Raw genomic sequence first — 16,579 nt, 5'->3', positions numbered from 1 at the left:
GTATTGTAACCAAGAGCATTTAGTTCATACATGCGGATATATGCATTCGGTATTATTTCCACGTTATTTGGAATATCCGTCTTGGTCATATCAAAGAAGTTCAATGCGACATTACAAACGGTGATTTTGAGTTTGCCTTTTACCTGACCGCTAATCAGTTTCGCTAATTCTCCGCCGTTTTTTAACTCAGAAACAACTTTGCCCCACACTACAATTTCGAAGTTATTGATGGTGACTCCACTGGTTTCAAGTTGTTGAAAAAGTTGAATAGCTGCTTTAAGATGTTTCTCAGTCGACACCCCCATTGCATAATCCGGAGTTTTACTAAGTGTTTTAACTGTTTTTGTAGAAATAGTGTTTGTTTGTTCCTGTGAAAAGGAAGAAACAGATAAAAAGGTGATCCCGATGAATACCATGACTCTTTTTAACATATTACTTTGTGTTTATGTGAAGTGCAAAGTTAGGTAGGATAATAGGAGTGAAATGTAACTTGTGTTACAGATACTACACCGGTTTATTAGTATATATAAAAAAACAGGAGGGATAGTATCCCTCCTGTTTTTTACTTCCACCAATGGTAGTAATTGTGTAAGCTGTCTACTTCAAAACCACATCGGGGATACAAATTGTTTCCAACCAAATTTGTTTTTTCTGTTTCAAGCATTAATCCGCAGGCATTAGTTTCTACGCACCATTGTTTACTTCTATCAATTAATGAAACGGAGATTCCTTTTCCACGATAGTCAGGATGAACAAACAAATCACTCAATAACCATTGTTTTTGTAGTTTGATATAGTGAAATAACTTATAGAGTTGAACAAACCCTACAGCTTTTCCGTCTGTAAAAGCCAGAAAAATGTCTGATTCATTATTGAGAAGCCGTTCTTTTAAAAAACATTTCCCTTTTTCATAATCCGATTCCTGTCGATAGAAAACTCTATATTGATTGAACAGATCCGCTGCCTCATCAAGATCTTCCAGACTTGCTTTTTTAATTACATGTTTCATAATTCTACAAATTTTAACTGATGTCAAAAGTAGAATGGAAGAAAGCGTTGTTTGTCATCCAGTTTCAGGATAAATCGGTAGTCCAATTATTCACTTTTTTCTTGTGGAAAAAGTTCTGAGGTAATTGAAACTGGATAGTTAAAAGCTCTTCCGATGGGGCATAATTCTTTTGCTTCTTTAATTAGTCTAGTAAACTCATCCTGAGATATATCAGAAATACTCGCGTTTACATGTAATGTAGAATCACTGACTTCATCTCCACTGTAAGTAATATTGCATTCCGTTGTGATAAAGTTGGCTTCAAGTCCATTTTGTGACAAAACCATTGCAAAAGTCATGTTAAAACATGCAGTATGAGCTGCTGCAAGAAATTCTTCAGGTACACTTGTCCTTTTGTTGGGGTGTTGTTCCGAAAAGTGATATCCGGTTTCGTGAAGCAAGGGGTTCCTGGAAGTAAAATGTCCTTTACCTGTCTTTAGACTTCCTTTCCAGTGAGCACGAATATTAGCTTGCATATTGATATATTATTAGTTTGGTGCAAAACTAAGTGAACAGTATTGGATAAAATGGTAGATAAAAGAGAGTTTACTGGACTTTTATCTCTTCATGAGAAGGAGACTATTTATAACGTTCCTGATATGCTTTTCTAAACTGAAGGGGTGTTGATTGAGTTTGTTTTTTGAAATACCTATTGAAATAGGAAGCGTCACTATAACCGAGCTTAAAAGCTATTTCTTTTACGCTTAAAGTAGTATGAACAAGAAGTTTTTTTGCTTCAAGAATAATTTTATTCGCTAAGATACATCCGGGAGAAGTCCCATAGTTTGTAGAAATGTGCTTGTGAAGTGTTTTTGTACTAAGGTTCATTTTTTCCGCATATTTATGAATGTTGTGGATTTGACAATGATATTTGTCAACAAGTATGCTAAACTGTCTGGATATTTCTTGTTCACGTGTTAGCTGGGGCAGCTTATTCCCTTCTAATTTCACCCATTCTCTTGTACATTCAATAATAATATACTTTATTAACAGCCTGATTTTTTCATTTGTCCAGAAATCTTTTGATTGCATTTCCGTCTGAATTTCTTGGAGTATAAATTGAACTTTTGACCCTACTGTTTCAGTGAGAGGGATAGAGGTAGTTGAGAATACATTACTATATAGAATCCCGTCGCAAGCTAATTCGTCATCATGTATTTCAATACAATAAAAATCAGGGTCAAAGAACAGAAGTATTCCATTTGAGTCCTGAAATATGAAGTGCTGGTTCGGATTAATAAAATAAATGGTATCGCTATTACAGATATGCCAGTCGAAATCTATGAGTAGTTTACTACCTTTTTTCAGAAGGACAACTTTGTTATAAGGATAGAGTTTTCTTATTTCAGAGCGGGAAGAGGAGAGTCTTTCAACTGTTTGAATACCATAATTTAATTTCTGATCCATTTTTTATACAAATATGTCTTTTCTCCTATTCATTATGCGATATCGAGTGAATTCTAAGCCTTCGATGATAATTATATTTTCTTGTTTAAACCCCAGTCGAGATAGACCGTTAACGTTTGTTCTGGTGGAAGGAAATAAAAGAGTAACGGAGGTTAAGCAAAGATCATTAAAGGCATAATCAATAATTCGTTTGTAGATCTCGTTTCCGTATCCCCAAAAGTCAGGGTGTAAAACAAGCGCTATTTCTGTATTGGTGTTTTCAGACTGTAACCCTCCCCAACCAATGAATCTTCCCCGAATTGTAAATGCCCATGGACCAAAGCCGTAATCAGACCATAATTCTTCTTTTTTTAAGATGAAATCAGTGTAGTCTTTTTCTGTAAAGGTATCAGTGAGTAGAGGCATCTGACGGCGTACTAACGGGTGGTTCATCAGTTCGATAATCGCTGTCGATGATATTTCAGTCAGCCTTGTGAATTGAATTTCCATTATCCTAAAACAAACGCAATAGAGTGATAAAGATATACAAAACGGAGGAATACTATTGCGTTTGTTTTAACAGATAACGATGAACTATTTTTTAATGAATTTCAGTGGCAAACTCTTCGATGGGTAACCGGACTTTCTTTTGCTTGGCAAGAAAATCATTTTCTTCGTCCCGGTATCCAAGAGAGAGAAGTAAAACACTTTTTAGTCCTTTTTCCTTTAATTGTAACAACTCATCCAGTTTCGCGGGATCGAAACCTTCCATGGGAGTGGTATCTACATGGAGATTTGCTGCTGCAATCATCGCTGTTCCCAAAGCAATATAGGCTTGTTTTGCAGACCAGTTAAAGTTATCTTCATTACTTCGGGTCAGAAGTGTTGTTTCAAGAGCGTTTTTGTAATCAGCTAATTGTTCCTCGGGAATATTTCTTTCTGTTGCCATGAGACGAATCATAGCACTGATCTGTTCTTTTGAAATCGAGTCAAATGCTGCGAACGCTAATAAATGGGGAGCTTCTGCTATTTGTGAATTAAACGAGCTTTTAGCCAACTCTTGCTTTATTTCAGAGTTGTTAATTAAAAATACGCGATACGGTTGTAGTCCCGTTGAAGAAGCGGATAGCGAAATTGCCTGAATAATCTCTTGCAATTTTTCATTACTTACAGCTAAATCCTTGTTATACTTTTTAACGGCGTATCGCCAGTTTAATACTTCTAGTAAATCCATTTTAATTATTTTTTTGCAAAGTTCAATATTTCTTGTTTACTTTTGTCACTAGATTTCAAAAAGTAATAGTTACTTTCGGGTAACAAAGGAACTTACAATGGATAAAAAGGACTCTCAGATTCGGTCGTGTGAAAAGAAGGTCAGGGCAATAAATGATGCGATGTATGTCCTTGGAGGGAAATGGACAATTCATATCATGACTTCCTTGTATTATGGAAAAAAGAGATACTCGGATATTCTGGAAGATATTGACGGTATTTCCGGAAAGATGTTAAGTCGGTCATTGAAGGAGATGGAAATCAATATGTTGATTAGTCGGGTTGTGAAAGATACCCGCCCCATAACTGTGCAGTATGAACTTACCGAGTACGGAAAAAAGCTGATTCCGGTAATCGATAAATTAGCAGAATGGGGGATGGAGCACCGCAAAAAACTGGCAGGTCGCGATTAGTAATTTTATAAGAGAGGTTGATCCTGAGATGATGTGTTCCCTTGTACTTCTTTAACGTGCCATATAGCAGTGGCGAGAAGGGTAATGAGAAACGGGGCAGCTAAGGCTCCCAGATAAGGGATATAGAAAATAGCAGAAAAGAGGGCTCCTAAACCAAGCATTACCCACGAATTTTTTACACCATATTGCCAGCTTTTTCCAATGGAATACTGGTAACGCTCCAAAGCATAATCCATATAAGCGAACCCGATAAAAAAGGCATTGACGAGAAACATAATGTAGGGTGTCAGAAAACCTAGACCTACAATCCAAGCAAACATATTCCATACCAGATAAATAATAAAAAAGAAGAAAAAGGCTGTAGTGACAATCATGATGGTTCGTAGCAGGTCTTTCAGAATACGGGTAAGTCCACCATCGAATTTAGCTCCTGAAAGATAATTATCAGCTCTTTCTGCAAGGATGGCCATTACTGGAGATAATAAGGTAATCATGATGAATTGATAAAAAGAATGTACGATCCACTTTCCGGATTCTTCTATTGTGTGCATTAGACGTGACCACCAACCTGCATCTGCCGGAAGAGAATCAGCAGTATCTAACCATCCGAAAATCCACTGAAAGAAAAGATACCCCAATGTGATTAATGCTCCGGGGATCAGAAATAAATAGAGTTTTTTATACTCAAGGAGACGTTTTAAAACATCAAAGGATTGCTGGATCATGTCTGTTTAGAATTGTACTTCTGCTAAAATAATAAAAATGGGAATCGGATCACAAACTCTTTTGAAGCCGTGAGGAATACTTCCTGAATTGAACTAAATTTGCAGGATGGAAGAAAGGGATGAGTATTTTCATGAATTCAGGGAAGATAATTCCGAAGTAATTTTACCTGAAAGGTTTACCTACCCTTTTTACTATGTCCCGCATACATTGGCGCGAAAAGCAGCTGAACAATTACAGGAGTATCTGGAAGAACTTTCTGTAAAATTGGATCATAACTTTGGACTTGTTCCTGGGAAAGAGGGGTTGGTCATTGGAAAAATGTTTGGTGTTCTTGTGGTGGAGAATCAACAGGGTAAATTAGGTTTCTTATCCGCTTTTTCAGGAAAACTTGCCGACTCTAATACACATAAAGGTTTTGTTCCTCCAATTTTTGATATGTTGGAGAAGGATGGATTTTTTCGAAAAGAAGAAGAGGTGCTGAATGCATTGAACCGGGAAATTGAATTGCTGGAAACTTCGGAATACTTAAAAGAACTACAGGAAATTCTTGAGCAGACAATAGAAAAAAGAGACCGGAAACTGAAAGAAATAAAAGGCGAGTTAAGGGCTGCAAAACGCCGGCGGGATCAACGTCGTAAAGAGATACAGGAGCTGTCAGAAATTACCCGAAAGGAAATCGAGGAAGAGTTGCGGCAGGAAAGTATTCGTGGACATTATACATTAAAGGACCAGACACAGCACTGGAAGAGAGAGATTGAGAAGTCTGAGAAAAAGGTAGATGACTTTTTGCAGGAAATCGAAATGCTAAAAAAGGAGAGAAGAGAACGTTCTTCTCAGTTGCAAAAGCAGCTATTTGAGCAGTACAACTTTTTAAATGGTTATGGAGAGACGAAAAATGTAATAGAGATCTTTTTGCCCACGGCTGCGGGAACTCCTCCGGCAGGAACAGGAGAGTGTGCAGCTCCTAAACTTATACAGTATGCTTTTGAAAAAGGGTACAGACCTGTTTGCATGGCTGAATTTTGGTGGGGAGCTTCACCGAAATCAGAGGTGAGAGTTCACGGGAATTATTACCCGGCCTGTCGGAGCAAGTGTGAACCTGTTCTTGGGTATATGCTGGAGGGAGTGAAAACAGATCCTAATCCGATGTTGGAGAATCCGGCAGAAGGAAAAGAGTTGGAGATCGTTTTTGAAGATGAATACCTTGTCGTCATAAATAAGCCGCATGAGTTTTTATCGGTTCCGGGGAAAACAATTCGGGATTCAGTTTTAACACGACTTCAGGTACGTTATCCGGATGCAACAGGACCGTTGTTAGTACATCGTCTGGATATGTCAACCTCCGGAATTTTACTGGCAGCAAAAACAGAACGGGTTCATAAACATTTGCAGAGTCAGTTTATAAGGAGAAAAGTAGAAAAGAGATATGTAGCTCTTCTGGAAGGTGAAATAAATGAAGAACAAGGAGAGATCGAGTTGCCTTTACGCGTCGATTTAGATAATAGACCCCATCAATTGGTTTGTTATGAGTATGGAAAACACGCTTTAACGAGATACAAAGTACTGGAAAGAAAGAATAACGTAACACGAATTCACTTTTTTCCGGTAACAGGACGAACGCACCAGTTACGTGTACATGCTGCACACAGTTCAGGATTGGGGGCTCCTATTGTGGGGGATGATTTGTATGGAACACGATCCGAGCGGCTTTGCCTGCATGCCGAATGGATTCGATTTGTTCATCCGGTGACGAAAGAAGTGAAAGAAATTGAAGTCGCTCCTGATTTTTAAATGATATTTACTTCTCTTTCGAGTTCAATTCCAAAACCGGATTTTATGGAGTCAATAATCTTCTGAGAAAGATTGAATATATCTTTTCCATCGGCATTATTATAGTTGACCAAGACAAGTGCTTGTTGCGTATGGACACCATAATTGCCAAAACGTTTTCCTTTCCATCCTGCTTTTTCAATTAACCATCCTGCGGGAATTTTTGCTGAATGATCATCTACCGGGTAATGGGGGATTTCAGGATACTCGATTTTAATTTTTTCCAAAATTATATTTTCTACTACAGGGTTTTTAAAGAAGCTACCTGCATTCCCGATCTCTGCCGGATTGGGCAGCTTACTTTGTCGGATACGTATTACAGCATCGCTTACATCTTTTATAGTCGGGGAAGTTATGCCTGCTTTTTGTAGTTCATCATTAATAGCACCATACCGGGTATTGATAATCGGTTTTTTAGATAGACGGTAGGTGACGTTGAGTAAGATGTACTGACCTTTAAGTTTTCGCTTAAACACACTTTCACGATAACCAAATTGACAGGACTCTTTAGTAAATGTATGAATCTCGCCGGTAGGTATATGATAGGCCTCCAATTCCTCAAAAACATCTTTAATTTCTACGCCATACGCCCCGATATTCTGCATGGGGCTAGCTCCTACACTTCCGGGGATAAGAGACAAATTTTCGATCCCTCCCCAGCCTTTATCAATAGTGTAAAGGACAAAGTTGTGCCAAACTTCACCTCCCCCTGCTTTTACATACACAAAGTCTTCATCCTCTTTTATTTTTTCAACGCCCTTCATCTCATTACGAAGCACAGTTCCATTGTATGATTGGGTAAAAAGTAAATTGCTGCCACCACCGAGCACAAGGAAGTTCTCAGTTGGGAGGTTTTGTAATAAAAGACGAAGCCTGTCTGTTGAGTCAAAAGAAGCAAAATACTTTGCGGTCACATTTAACCCAAAAGTGTTATAGGGTTGAAGCTTTGTGTCTTGTTGGAACATAAACGTCTTTTTTTGACAAAAATAGGGGGAACTAAGAAGGGAAATGAGGTTGTCAACTAATTCTTATTAAGAATTTACTTTTCAAAACCTCAATATGTGAAATAGCTGTTCCTGTTGAAAACTTAATCTTCCGGTTTTAAATTATTCTCTTATTTTTATAATCCCACGGAAATAAATACGAACTAAAAACTACTGATGTGAAGAGAAAAAATTTGCTGATGTTCGGAGCTGTTTTGGCATTCGGACAGATGGGGTACGCTCAGGGAGGACAGGAAGTTGAGCTGACCCCCCGGGAACAGGCCTACCGGGATTCTATTACTGCATTGAACGAAACAAATGCTGCTATTGCTCAGTCGCAGGAAGCCTACAACAGAGGGATTTCTTTTTTTGAGAAAAAACAATATTCGGAGGCAATAAAAGAGTTTGCAAAATCCGTTAGTGCAGATCCGAATTTTACTGCGGCTTATTATAATAAAGCGGTAGCTGAGAATGAGGCCGGTAAATACGATGAAGCGGTAAAAACATTGAATGCGTTGGTTGAAAAAGATCCCGGGTATACAAAGGCATATTTCCAGCGAGGGAGAGCTTATCAGGGGAAAAACAAATACTCTGAAGCGGAGAAGGATTATGAAAAGTCAGTAGGATTAAATCCGAAAGATGATAAGGCGTGGTATAATTACGCAACCCTCCGCTTTCTTCAGCAAGACTATGATGGCGCGATTACCATGTTTGATAAAACAATTGAGCTTAAACCTGATTTCGCGTATGCATACAATGATAAAGGAAGTTGTTATCGAATGAAAGGTGAATATGCAAAAGCTGTTGCACAGTACGATCTTGCATTAAAGAAGAATCCAAATCTGGTTTTTGTCCTGAACAATCTGGGAACAACGAAAAAGAATATGAAGGATTATTCGGGCGCTATGGCAGCTTTTAATCGAGCACTTAGTATTGATGCTAACTTTTACCTAGCATTGAACAATAGAGGGGCAACGCAAATGGAACAGGGGAGGTTAGATGATGCGAAGTCTGATTTTGAAAAGGCACTCTCTGTGAAGAAAGATTATGTTCCGGCATATTCTAATCTCTCTGCTTTGATGTTTAAGAAAAAGGATTATGCAAAGTCTAAGGAGTATGCAGACAAAGCAATCCAACTAAACAAAGAATATGGACCTGCATATGTGAACAGAGGAATGGCAAATGAAATGTTGCGTGACATGTCTTCTGCTTGTGAAGATTGGGAAAAAGCCGGTCAACTAGGAGAGTCAGCCGGAAAAATGTATAATTCTACAAATTGCGGATTTTAATTCCTGTATCAAAAACGAACAAAGACATGATAAAATATAAACTATTATTTCCTGTACTACTACTTCTTGCAGGAACAATACATGCCCAAAATATTGAATTTAAATCCGGTAACTTTAAGGATGATAAGGATGGATTTAAAAATGCTACGGAGGCAATTAAAGCCGGAGATACATATTTTGAGTTGGCAAATCAGGCGATTTTTGAAACCCGGGAACCTGGTTTCAACTTTCATTTGGCATTGAAAGAGTATGAAAAAGCACAGACTTTTAATCCGGATAATGCACTACTCAACTTTAAAATAGGAGCTTGTTATATTAACAGCACCTCGCCGTATAAAGGATTTGCGTTTATTCAAAAAGCAGATGAACTTGATCCTGCCTGCGATCCTTTTCTACCGTATTATAAGGGAGTAATGCTACACCTTCAGGGAAAATACCAGGAAGCGGTTAAATCGTTTCAGACTTTCGAGAATAATTATAAGAAATCAGATAACTTTTCGAAGTTTGTATCACAACGAAAAGGACAATGTAAGCATGGAGAGCAGTATGAAAGAAACGAGCTGAGAGCGTGGGTGGACAATGTTTCTGTTTTAAATACTGAGTACGATGAAATAGCTCCTTCAATTACAACGGATGGAGCCGAGATTGTTTTTTCATCAAATCGTCCGAATAAGAATACGCCGAATGAAATAGGGGGGTATGATATGGATATCTATAGCTCGACTTCTGTTGAAGGAGAGTGGCAGAAAGCTCTTCCGCTTAAAGGTTCTGTAAACACTGCTGCTGATGAGGTTTCCAATAACTTATATTACGACGGGACAAAAATGCTTATTCATCGCGATAATGGTGGGCAATCTGATATTTATGAAACTTTTCTGAGAGGACTGGACTGGTCGGAACCCAAAGCAATGCATTATAATATCAATTCGAAGGCAAACGAGCGTTTCGCATCTTATGATTACGATAATTACCGGGTGTATTATGCACGGGATAATGCAAACCGATCAAACGGATTTGATATTATGGTGTCAGGTGTAGAATCGTTCAAGGAAAAAACATTTGGAATGGGAGTCATGGTGAGTCCGGTTAATACTCGTTTCCACGATGGGCCTGTTTTTCTTCACCTTGATGGGGAGACCATGTATATGGCTTCGGAAGGTCACGAGTCTATGGGAGGATATGATATTTTCGTGTCAAAAAAGGTAAACGGACAATGGACTAAGCCGGTCAATATGGGGTACCCAATCAATACTCCGTATGATGACTTCTTTTTTGCCTCAACAGCTAATGGGAAATTCGCTTACATTGCTTCCAATCGCAATGAAGGAGCTGGAGGATTTGATATTTATAAAGTAACTTTTTGGGGGCCGGAAAAACAACCTGCAGTTGTTACCGAGGACTACTTGTTGGCATCAATTATTATGCCGATGAAAGATGCTGAGGTAGAAGCAACTGTTGAGGTTAAAAAGAAAAGTTTGACAGTGTTCAAAGGAAAAACACTGGACGATATGACGGGAAAAGCAGTAGAGGCTTTGATCGAAATTACGGATAATGCTACTGGTAAGGTCATTCAGAATTTTACCACGAACAGTGCAACTGGAAAGTTTATTATTTCTCTTAATTCAGGAAAGAATTATGGTATCGCTGTTAAGGCAGATGGTTATTTATTCCATTCGGAGAATTTTGATATCCCGAACGGGAGTGCAGACAATCTTGTAGATAAAGAAATCCGGTTGAAAAACATTAAAATAGGAAGTAAAATTGCTTTGCGGAATATCTTCTTTGATACTGGAAAGTCTACATTGAGAAGTGAATCGAATGCCGAATTGGAACGTCTTGTTAAATTAATGAAAGATGTACCTCGTTTAAAGATTGAAATTTCAGGACATACTGATAATACGGGGTCAGCATCATTGAACGACAAACTCTCTCAGGAGCGTGCTGAGGCGGTTGTAAACTACCTGAAATCAAAAGGTATTGCAGCAGAGCGTATGACAGCTATGGGGTATGGTTCATCACGACCAATCGCTTCGAATGGTAACGCAGAGGGACGACAGGAAAACAGAAGAACCGAATTTGAGATTAAAGCCAATTAATAATCTGTAGTAGATTGATTGTTGATAGGAAAAGGAGCTGCAGTTTTTGTAGTTCCTTTTCTAGTTTTGGACTTCTCTTTTGAATAAAAAGAATCGTTCCGATATTGTCGGAACAGGAGTCAGAAGCTGATCTTCAGGAAGAGCACAGAGAGTGTTGTCAATAAGGAGAAAGTTGTGTCTGGACTCTGGATTTGCGTCAAGACTTATTGAACCAAAACGTTGGAAATAGGCATGTAGTCCCCAGTCAGCAGTCATGGATGGGCATATTGAGATCATTTTGTCATTACCAATTGCTGCAATAAACTCAGGAAGAGGAATGACTTTTTCTTCATCTTTTCCTGGGGTTCCAAAATAGGAAACAACGAACAGTATTCCGGTTAGTAGTATTCCACCGGAGAGGAATAGAGTCACACGTCTATTCAGCAAAGAAGTATTTATCCGGTGGAGAATACTTTCGAAACTTGAGCTCAATAGAATTCCTCCGGCTAATGCGATGAGTGGATATACCGTTAAGATGTAGAATCCACTTTGCTTCATACTAACCATAATGGGTAAAACACCTGCGAGTGCTACTGATATAAGAAGTAATGCATTTCTTTTTTGAGAAGAATCAATTTTGCGGTAATTCTTTCTGGTAAAAAGCAATAGCAATAGTCCAAGAAGTACAGGAGGAATTAATTCTGATAGAAAGCGTTTTACGATAAAAAAACGGGACTCAACGGTTTGAATGGAGGATATGCTCCTTACAACCTGTTTGTCTAAATAAGCAGATAGACTGGTGTGTGCAGCATCGGAAAAAAAGTAAAGCAGTAGAAGAGGAAGGAGTAGACTCAGAAGTAACAAAAAACTTGTAAAAAGCATTTGAGAAAAACGTTTGTTTTTCAGAATCAGATAACTGAAGAAGGGAAAGCTGAGAGGGTATAACGCAACAAACCCTTTCGTCAAAAAGCCTAACAGCAGCATAATTCCTGCGAGAACAACCCAACGATAATTAGAGCTTTTTTCATGATTAAAGAGAAGCAAAATAGCCGATAATAAGAATATACTCATCGTATTCTCCAGTACATTGTTTCCGCTCGCCCAGAAAACAACCGGGATAAATGACCATAATAGAAGAGGACCCCATGCCAGTTCCTTTTTAAAGCCAAGTTGTTGCCAGATTGTACGAATCAGGAGTGCGATTACCAGATAGGTGAAAAGAGAAAATAATTTGTCTACAATCCAGTTATCGCCCAATAGAAAGTAGAATTTACTTTGAATCCACATAGCTAAAGGGGGGTGTTCGTTGAATTGCGGATAAAGAGTTTGTGTAAATTGTAGGTTCCAAAAACTTCCCTTACCAAGATATAAATTGTGAGCAATAGCACTATAGATCATACCGTCCATAAACATACTTTTAACCCAGAGATAAGGAGCTGTTAGAATCATAAATAATCCTAACCAAATTGCATATAATTTCGTGCCCGGGCTTAGTAGCATGTAAATGAATGTTTTTATTTCATGCGAAATTAGGTGAATTATTCTAAATAGTATAGGTAACGACCCGGAAGGAGAAAAATTGTGATGATAAAATCACTTTTGTGTTACCCTAATCCTAATAGAAGAGGTGAAAGGTTAAGTCTTCTTTAAATGAGTTAATTACCCTTGATTTACGGCTTTTTGTACACGTATCTTTGCAGCGTCAAAACAAAAGAAGACAAATGAAAAAGAAAATTGCCTTTACTCTGCTCCTTGGAATGAGCATGAACCTACAAGCAAAAACCACTATGTTTCCGGGTGGAGGTGAATCGGATGAAATTACTAACCGTGTTACATCGCGAATTGAAACAGATGGTAGTCTGACATTATCCGTTGATGTAATAGACAGCCTTTCAACAATAGAAGTTGGAATTACCGGCGATATTCAGGGGTGGGCCACTTTAGTGCTTACTAATTCCAAAGGTGAAGAGGTTTTCTTTCAGTTAATTGAAGATTCACATACTCCTTTGAGTATTTCAATTCCTACTGAAAATCTGAAAACAGGATTTTACTTTGTGCAATTAGACTGGGAGCAGGAAATTCGTATTCTCAAGATCCGGATTGATTAATCCAGAATCTCCAGTTTTGCAAATCGCATAAGTAAAACTTTCTGGCCGTGTTTTGGGAAAAAGACGGTTACTTTTTTGTCGGGGTCAGCCCCCTCGATTTTTACCACTTTTCCTTTCCCAAATCGTTCATGTTGAACGTTGTATCCAACTTTGAGTGTTGCGTCGGTTGCATTCGAAGATGGATTTGTTTTTTTTGTAGCCGCAGAAAGTGGCGTCATTTTACCTGTTCTTCCCGTGCTACTGGCTTCCCCTGAAGAAAGAGATCGCTTAGATAAGCCTGAGGTATTAAGAGATCTTCCTGAACCAGAAGCGTACGGACTTTCGTGTTGTAAAAACTTTTCGTCAATTTCTTGTATAAACCTACTGGGTTCTGAGGTTGTTGCCTGTCCCCATTTATATCTGCTCATGGAATAACTCAATGTACAGCTTGTTTCAGCGCGGGTTAGTGCGACGTAGAAAAGGCGTCTTTCTTCTTCGAGTTCCGAACGAGAGTGAAGAGACATTTGAGAGGGGAACAAATTTTCTTCCAGTCCAACAATGTATACATAAGGGAATTCTAATCCTTTTGAGGCGTGAATAGTCATTAGCGTTACCTTGTTTCTGTCTTCTTCACTTTCATTGTCGGCATCCGTTAGCAAAGCGACATCAATCAGGAAATCACTCAGGGAGACAAGTACACCTTCTTCCTGAGAAACCGTAAATTCTTTGATACCGGCTAAGAGCTCCTGAATATTTTCATAGCGGGCAACCCCCTCTGGAGAGCGGTCATCATACAATTCTTTCAATATCCCGGATGATTGTGCTATTTCCTGTGCAAGATCAAAGGCAGGAGTAGTTTCCAATTTAATCCCAAAACTGGTAATCATGGTGGCGAAAGCCTGCATCTTTTTCTTCGCTGCTGTATTCATTGAAACTGGGTAAGTCTGAAAGTCGGAGATTACCTCCCAAATAGAAACACCATAGCGGTTAGCGGCGACAGTAACTTCTTCCATAGAAGTATTTCCAATTCCTCTCCTGGGATAATTAATCACACGTTTTAATGCTTCTTCGTCTTTTGGATTTGCAGCAAGGCGATAATACGCGATAATATCTTTTATTTCCTTTCGCTGGTAGAAAGATAAGCCCCCATAGATTTTGTAAGGAAGATTTAATTTTCGAAGTGCTTCCTCAAACGAACGAGACTGGGCATTGGTGCGATAAAGTATTGCAAAGTCTTTATAATCGAGTCCCTTTGCCTTTTTTGCTTCGAAAATAGCATTCGAGATTACTCTTCCTTCTTCATTATCCGTGAGTGTACGCAGAACTTTTATTGTATTCCCGTCTTCATTTTGGGTCCAGACTTTTTTCTTAATCTGATCCTTATTATGAGCAATTATGCTGTTAGCAGCATCGACGATATTTTTTGTACTTCTATAGTTTTGCTCTAGTTTATACAGCTTATAATCCGGATAATCTTTTCTGAAATTGAGTATGTTTTCAATATTGGCTCCTCTGAAGGCGTAAATACTTTGGGCATCATCTCCTACCACACATATATTTTCATAAAGAGCGGCAAGTTTTTTTACAATGAGGTACTGACTGTAATTGGTGTCCTGATACTCATCGACAAGAATATAGCGGAAGCGATGCTGATAAAAATTAAGAACATCAGGAAAGTCTCGCAATAAAACGTTAGTTTTAAAAAGAAGGTCATCAAAGTCCATAGCTCCTGCTTTAAAGCAGCGGGCTTCATAGTGTTTATAAATAATAAAGAGCTTGGGTTTTCCGCTCATGCGATCTTCTCCTACGATTTCTGCATTAGCCTCGTATTGTTGGGGAGAAATAAGATTGTTTTTAGCAGATGAAATCCTGGAATGGACTAAGCCTGGTTTATAGACCTTGTCGTCTAGTCCCATTTCTTTTATTATGGATTTTAGAAGACTTCTCGAATCCTGACTATCGTATATTGTAAAATTGTTCGGGTAACCGATTTTGTCTGAATGATAACGAAGAATCTTAGCAAATACTGAGTGGAATGTTCCCATTGTAACATTTCGGGCTTCGCTCTCACCTACAACATTAGCAATCCGTTCTTTCATTTCCCGCGCAGCCTTGTTGGTAAAGGTTAGAGCTAGAATGTTAAAAGGGTCAACACCTTTTTCCATCAGATAAGCAATACGGTAAGTAAGAACCTTTGTTTTCCCGGATCCGGCTCCGGCGATAACCATCATAGGGCCGTCAACATGTGTAGCAGCTTCAAACTGGTTTGGGTTTAACTCATTCAGAAAATCCATAAATACAAAGTTAATTATATTTGTAGCTGAGAGCTCGAAGATTAAGTGTTAAATAAAAAACGTATTTGTTTTTATTTGTTTAATACTTAACAAATATCATGTAAGTTGTTGTTAATTAGTGGTTTTAGGTGTTGTTATGGTCGCCTTGTCTGAAAAAGAGGAAAGTTTTTTCACAAACACTTGTGAAAAAACCAAAAGAAAATCAACTGATTAATTGCGTACTAGCGAAAATTCTCTATCTTTGCACCCCTCAAAATGTGTTTTTGGGGCAAATAGTAATTATTAAAAGTTAAGAGGTAATATGCCAACTATTCAACAATTAGTTCGCAAAGGTCGCACGGCACCGGTGAAGAAGAGCAAGTCTGCTGCTTTGGATTCGTGTCCGCAGCGCAAAGGGGTATGTGTAAGGGTTTACACCACTACTCCTAAGAAGCCAAACTCAGCTATGCGTAAAGTAGCTAGGGTGCGTCTCACTAATGGTAAAGAGGTGAACGCTTATATTGGTGGTGAAGGTCATAACTTACAGGAACACTCATTGGTGTTGGTTCGCGGAGGAAGGGTAAAAGACCTTCCTGGTGTGCGTTATCACATCGTTCGAGGAGCTGAGGATACTGCCGGAGTGGAAGGTAGATCACAGCGTCGTTCTAAGTATGGAACAAAGAGACCTAAACAAAAATAATTTAAAGCTTTCTAAGAGATGAGAAGAAGAAAAGCGAAAAAAATTCCCATTCTGCCGGATCCGCGTTTTAACGAGGTGGTAGTAACAAAGTTTGTGAATAACTTGATGTATTCAGGGAAAAAAGGATTGGCCTTCAAAATATTTTATGACGCAATTGACGTTATTGAATCAAAGCTTGAAGGTGAAAGTGGTTTGGAAGTATGGAAAAGAGCATTGGATAATGTGACTCCAAACGTTGAGGTTCGTAGCCGTCGAGTTGGTGGAGCTACTTTCCAGATCCCTACTCCTGTTCGAGATAGCCGTAAGCAGTCACTTGCAATGAAGTGGTTGATAAGTTTTTCTCGAAAGAGAAATGAGAAATCGATGAGTGCTAAACTTGCTGCAGAGATTATTGCTGCTTCAAAAGAAGAAGGTGCTGCATTCAAGAAGAAAGAAGATACGCATAGAATGGCTGAAGCGAACAAAGCGTTCTCTCACTTCAGATTCTAAAAAAAAGA

General features: G+C 38.6%; 17 protein-coding genes. 7 read left to right on the top strand and 10 right to left on the bottom strand.

The window, feature by feature from the left end; genetic code table 11:
* The 6 genes from AC4PL9_RS06245 to AC4PL9_RS06220 all read right to left on the bottom strand — a co-directional run.
* Positions 1-431: hypothetical protein (locus AC4PL9_RS06245; RefSeq protein ID WP_491603898.1), on the bottom strand; the 431-nt coding region annotated here is incomplete at its 3' end.
* A gap of 131 nt (positions 432-562) precedes the next feature.
* The gene (locus tag AC4PL9_RS06240) at positions 563-1,009 is read right to left on the bottom strand and encodes a GNAT family N-acetyltransferase (RefSeq protein ID WP_491603897.1); all 447 of its coding nucleotides are present in this window, start codon (positions 1,007-1,009) and stop codon (positions 563-565) included.
* 86 nt (positions 1,010-1,095) lie between these two features.
* Complete coding sequence (locus tag AC4PL9_RS06235; protein WP_491603896.1) at positions 1,096-1,524, bottom strand: OsmC family peroxiredoxin; 429 nt, start codon at positions 1,522-1,524, stop codon at positions 1,096-1,098.
* A 103-nt stretch (positions 1,525-1,627) separates the two neighbouring features.
* Positions 1,628-2,455, bottom strand: a complete 828-nt coding sequence (locus tag AC4PL9_RS06230) for an AraC family transcriptional regulator (protein WP_491603895.1) — start codon at positions 2,453-2,455, stop codon at positions 1,628-1,630.
* 3 nt (positions 2,456-2,458) lie between these two features.
* Positions 2,459-2,944, bottom strand: coding sequence for a GNAT family N-acetyltransferase (locus AC4PL9_RS06225; RefSeq protein WP_491603894.1), 486 nt, complete (start codon positions 2,942-2,944; stop codon positions 2,459-2,461).
* Positions 2,945-3,035: 91 nt separating this feature from the next.
* Positions 3,036-3,668, bottom strand: a complete 633-nt coding sequence (locus AC4PL9_RS06220) for an NAD(P)H-dependent oxidoreductase (protein ID WP_491603893.1) — start codon at positions 3,666-3,668, stop codon at positions 3,036-3,038.
* A gap of 97 nt (positions 3,669-3,765) precedes the next feature.
* On the opposite strand from AC4PL9_RS06220, the gene AC4PL9_RS06215 reads away from it, so the two are divergent.
* Positions 3,766-4,119 (top strand): winged helix-turn-helix transcriptional regulator, encoded by a 354-nt coding sequence (locus AC4PL9_RS06215; RefSeq protein WP_491603892.1) that lies wholly within the window; start codon positions 3,766-3,768, stop codon positions 4,117-4,119.
* A gap of 5 nt (positions 4,120-4,124) precedes the next feature.
* Here the strand turns inward: AC4PL9_RS06215 and AC4PL9_RS06210 are convergent, their stop codons facing one another.
* Positions 4,125-4,844: an EI24 domain-containing protein gene (locus AC4PL9_RS06210; protein ID WP_491603891.1), complete on the bottom strand. Its 720-nt coding sequence runs from the start codon at positions 4,842-4,844 to the stop codon at positions 4,125-4,127.
* A gap of 106 nt (positions 4,845-4,950) precedes the next feature.
* Here AC4PL9_RS06210 and AC4PL9_RS06205 point away from each other — a divergent pair, with 106 nt between their 5' ends.
* A complete protein-coding gene (locus AC4PL9_RS06205) occupies positions 4,951-6,636 on the top strand; it encodes an RluA family pseudouridine synthase (RefSeq protein ID WP_491603890.1) in 1,686 nt (561 codons plus the stop codon).
* Here AC4PL9_RS06205 and murB read toward each other — a convergent pair.
* Positions 6,633-7,640, bottom strand: coding sequence for a UDP-N-acetylmuramate dehydrogenase (gene murB / locus AC4PL9_RS06200; protein ID WP_491603889.1), 1,008 nt, complete (start codon positions 7,638-7,640; stop codon positions 6,633-6,635). The genes AC4PL9_RS06205 and murB overlap by 4 nt on opposite strands.
* 197 nt (positions 7,641-7,837) lie before the next feature.
* Here murB and AC4PL9_RS06195 point away from each other — a divergent pair, with 197 nt between their 5' ends.
* Positions 7,838-8,947 carry a tetratricopeptide repeat protein gene (locus AC4PL9_RS06195; RefSeq protein ID WP_491603888.1) on the top strand — a complete coding sequence of 370 codons (1,110 nt, stop codon included), beginning with the start codon at positions 7,838-7,840 and terminating at the stop codon, positions 8,945-8,947.
* A gap of 26 nt (positions 8,948-8,973) precedes the next feature.
* Positions 8,974-11,043: an OmpA family protein gene (locus AC4PL9_RS06190; RefSeq protein ID WP_491603887.1), complete on the top strand. Its 2,070-nt coding sequence runs from the start codon at positions 8,974-8,976 to the stop codon at positions 11,041-11,043.
* Positions 11,044-11,103: 60 nt separating this feature from the next.
* On the opposite strand, the gene AC4PL9_RS06185 is transcribed toward AC4PL9_RS06190, so the two are convergent.
* A complete protein-coding gene (locus AC4PL9_RS06185; RefSeq protein WP_491603886.1) occupies positions 11,104-12,522 on the bottom strand; it encodes an ArnT family glycosyltransferase in 1,419 nt (472 codons plus the stop codon).
* Between the two features lie 221 nt (positions 12,523-12,743).
* On the opposite strand from AC4PL9_RS06185, the gene AC4PL9_RS06180 reads away from it, so the two are divergent.
* Positions 12,744-13,130: a hypothetical protein gene (locus AC4PL9_RS06180; RefSeq protein ID WP_491603885.1), complete on the top strand. Its 387-nt coding sequence runs from the start codon at positions 12,744-12,746 to the stop codon at positions 13,128-13,130.
* Here the strand turns inward: AC4PL9_RS06180 and AC4PL9_RS06175 are convergent.
* Positions 13,127-15,403, bottom strand: a complete 2,277-nt coding sequence (locus AC4PL9_RS06175) for an ATP-dependent helicase (RefSeq protein ID WP_491603884.1) — start codon at positions 15,401-15,403, stop codon at positions 13,127-13,129. The genes AC4PL9_RS06180 and AC4PL9_RS06175 overlap by 4 nt on opposite strands.
* 301 nt (positions 15,404-15,704) lie before the next feature.
* Between AC4PL9_RS06175 and rpsL the strand changes: the two genes are divergently transcribed.
* Positions 15,705-16,082, top strand: a complete 378-nt coding sequence (gene rpsL, locus AC4PL9_RS06170) for a 30S ribosomal protein S12 (RefSeq protein WP_343789784.1) — start codon at positions 15,705-15,707, stop codon at positions 16,080-16,082.
* Positions 16,083-16,100: 18 nt separating this feature from the next.
* On the top strand, positions 16,101-16,571 hold the full coding sequence (rpsG, locus tag AC4PL9_RS06165) for a 30S ribosomal protein S7 (RefSeq protein WP_343789781.1): 471 nt from the start codon (positions 16,101-16,103) through the stop codon (positions 16,569-16,571).
* Positions 16,572-16,579 lie beyond the last annotated feature (8 nt).

The organism is Wandonia sp., from assembly GCF_984588085.1.
The sequence above is the reverse complement of the archived record's forward strand: the minus strand, read 5'-3'. Positions and strand labels throughout refer to the sequence as shown.

Coding starts and splice junctions, on each gene's coding strand:
- AC4PL9_RS06240 (WP_491603897.1), bottom strand. CDS start 1,009: ATGAAACATGTAATTAAAAAAGCAAGTCTGGAAGATCTTGATGAGGCA.
- AC4PL9_RS06235 (WP_491603896.1), bottom strand. CDS start 1,524: ATGCAAGCTAATATTCGTGCTCACTGGAAAGGAAGTCTAAAGACAGGT.
- AC4PL9_RS06230 (WP_491603895.1), bottom strand. CDS start 2,455: ATGGATCAGAAATTAAATTATGGTATTCAAACAGTTGAAAGACTCTCC.
- AC4PL9_RS06225 (WP_491603894.1), bottom strand. CDS start 2,944: ATGGAAATTCAATTCACAAGGCTGACTGAAATATCATCGACAGCGATT.
- AC4PL9_RS06220 (WP_491603893.1), bottom strand. CDS start 3,668: ATGGATTTACTAGAAGTATTAAACTGGCGATACGCCGTTAAAAAGTAT.
- AC4PL9_RS06215 (WP_491603892.1), top strand. CDS start 3,766: ATGGATAAAAAGGACTCTCAGATTCGGTCGTGTGAAAAGAAGGTCAGG.
- AC4PL9_RS06210 (WP_491603891.1), bottom strand. CDS start 4,844: ATGATCCAGCAATCCTTTGATGTTTTAAAACGTCTCCTTGAGTATAAA.
- AC4PL9_RS06205 (WP_491603890.1), top strand. CDS start 4,951: ATGGAAGAAAGGGATGAGTATTTTCATGAATTCAGGGAAGATAATTCC.
- murB (WP_491603889.1), bottom strand. CDS start 7,640: ATGTTCCAACAAGACACAAAGCTTCAACCCTATAACACTTTTGGGTTA.
- AC4PL9_RS06190 (WP_491603887.1), top strand. CDS start 8,974: ATGATAAAATATAAACTATTATTTCCTGTACTACTACTTCTTGCAGGA.
- AC4PL9_RS06185 (WP_491603886.1), bottom strand. CDS start 12,522: ATGCTACTAAGCCCGGGCACGAAATTATATGCAATTTGGTTAGGATTA.
- AC4PL9_RS06180 (WP_491603885.1), top strand. CDS start 12,744: ATGAAAAAGAAAATTGCCTTTACTCTGCTCCTTGGAATGAGCATGAAC.
- AC4PL9_RS06175 (WP_491603884.1), bottom strand. CDS start 15,403: ATGGATTTTCTGAATGAGTTAAACCCAAACCAGTTTGAAGCTGCTACA.
- rpsL (WP_343789784.1), top strand. CDS start 15,705: ATGCCAACTATTCAACAATTAGTTCGCAAAGGTCGCACGGCACCGGTG.
- rpsG (WP_343789781.1), top strand. CDS start 16,101: ATGAGAAGAAGAAAAGCGAAAAAAATTCCCATTCTGCCGGATCCGCGT.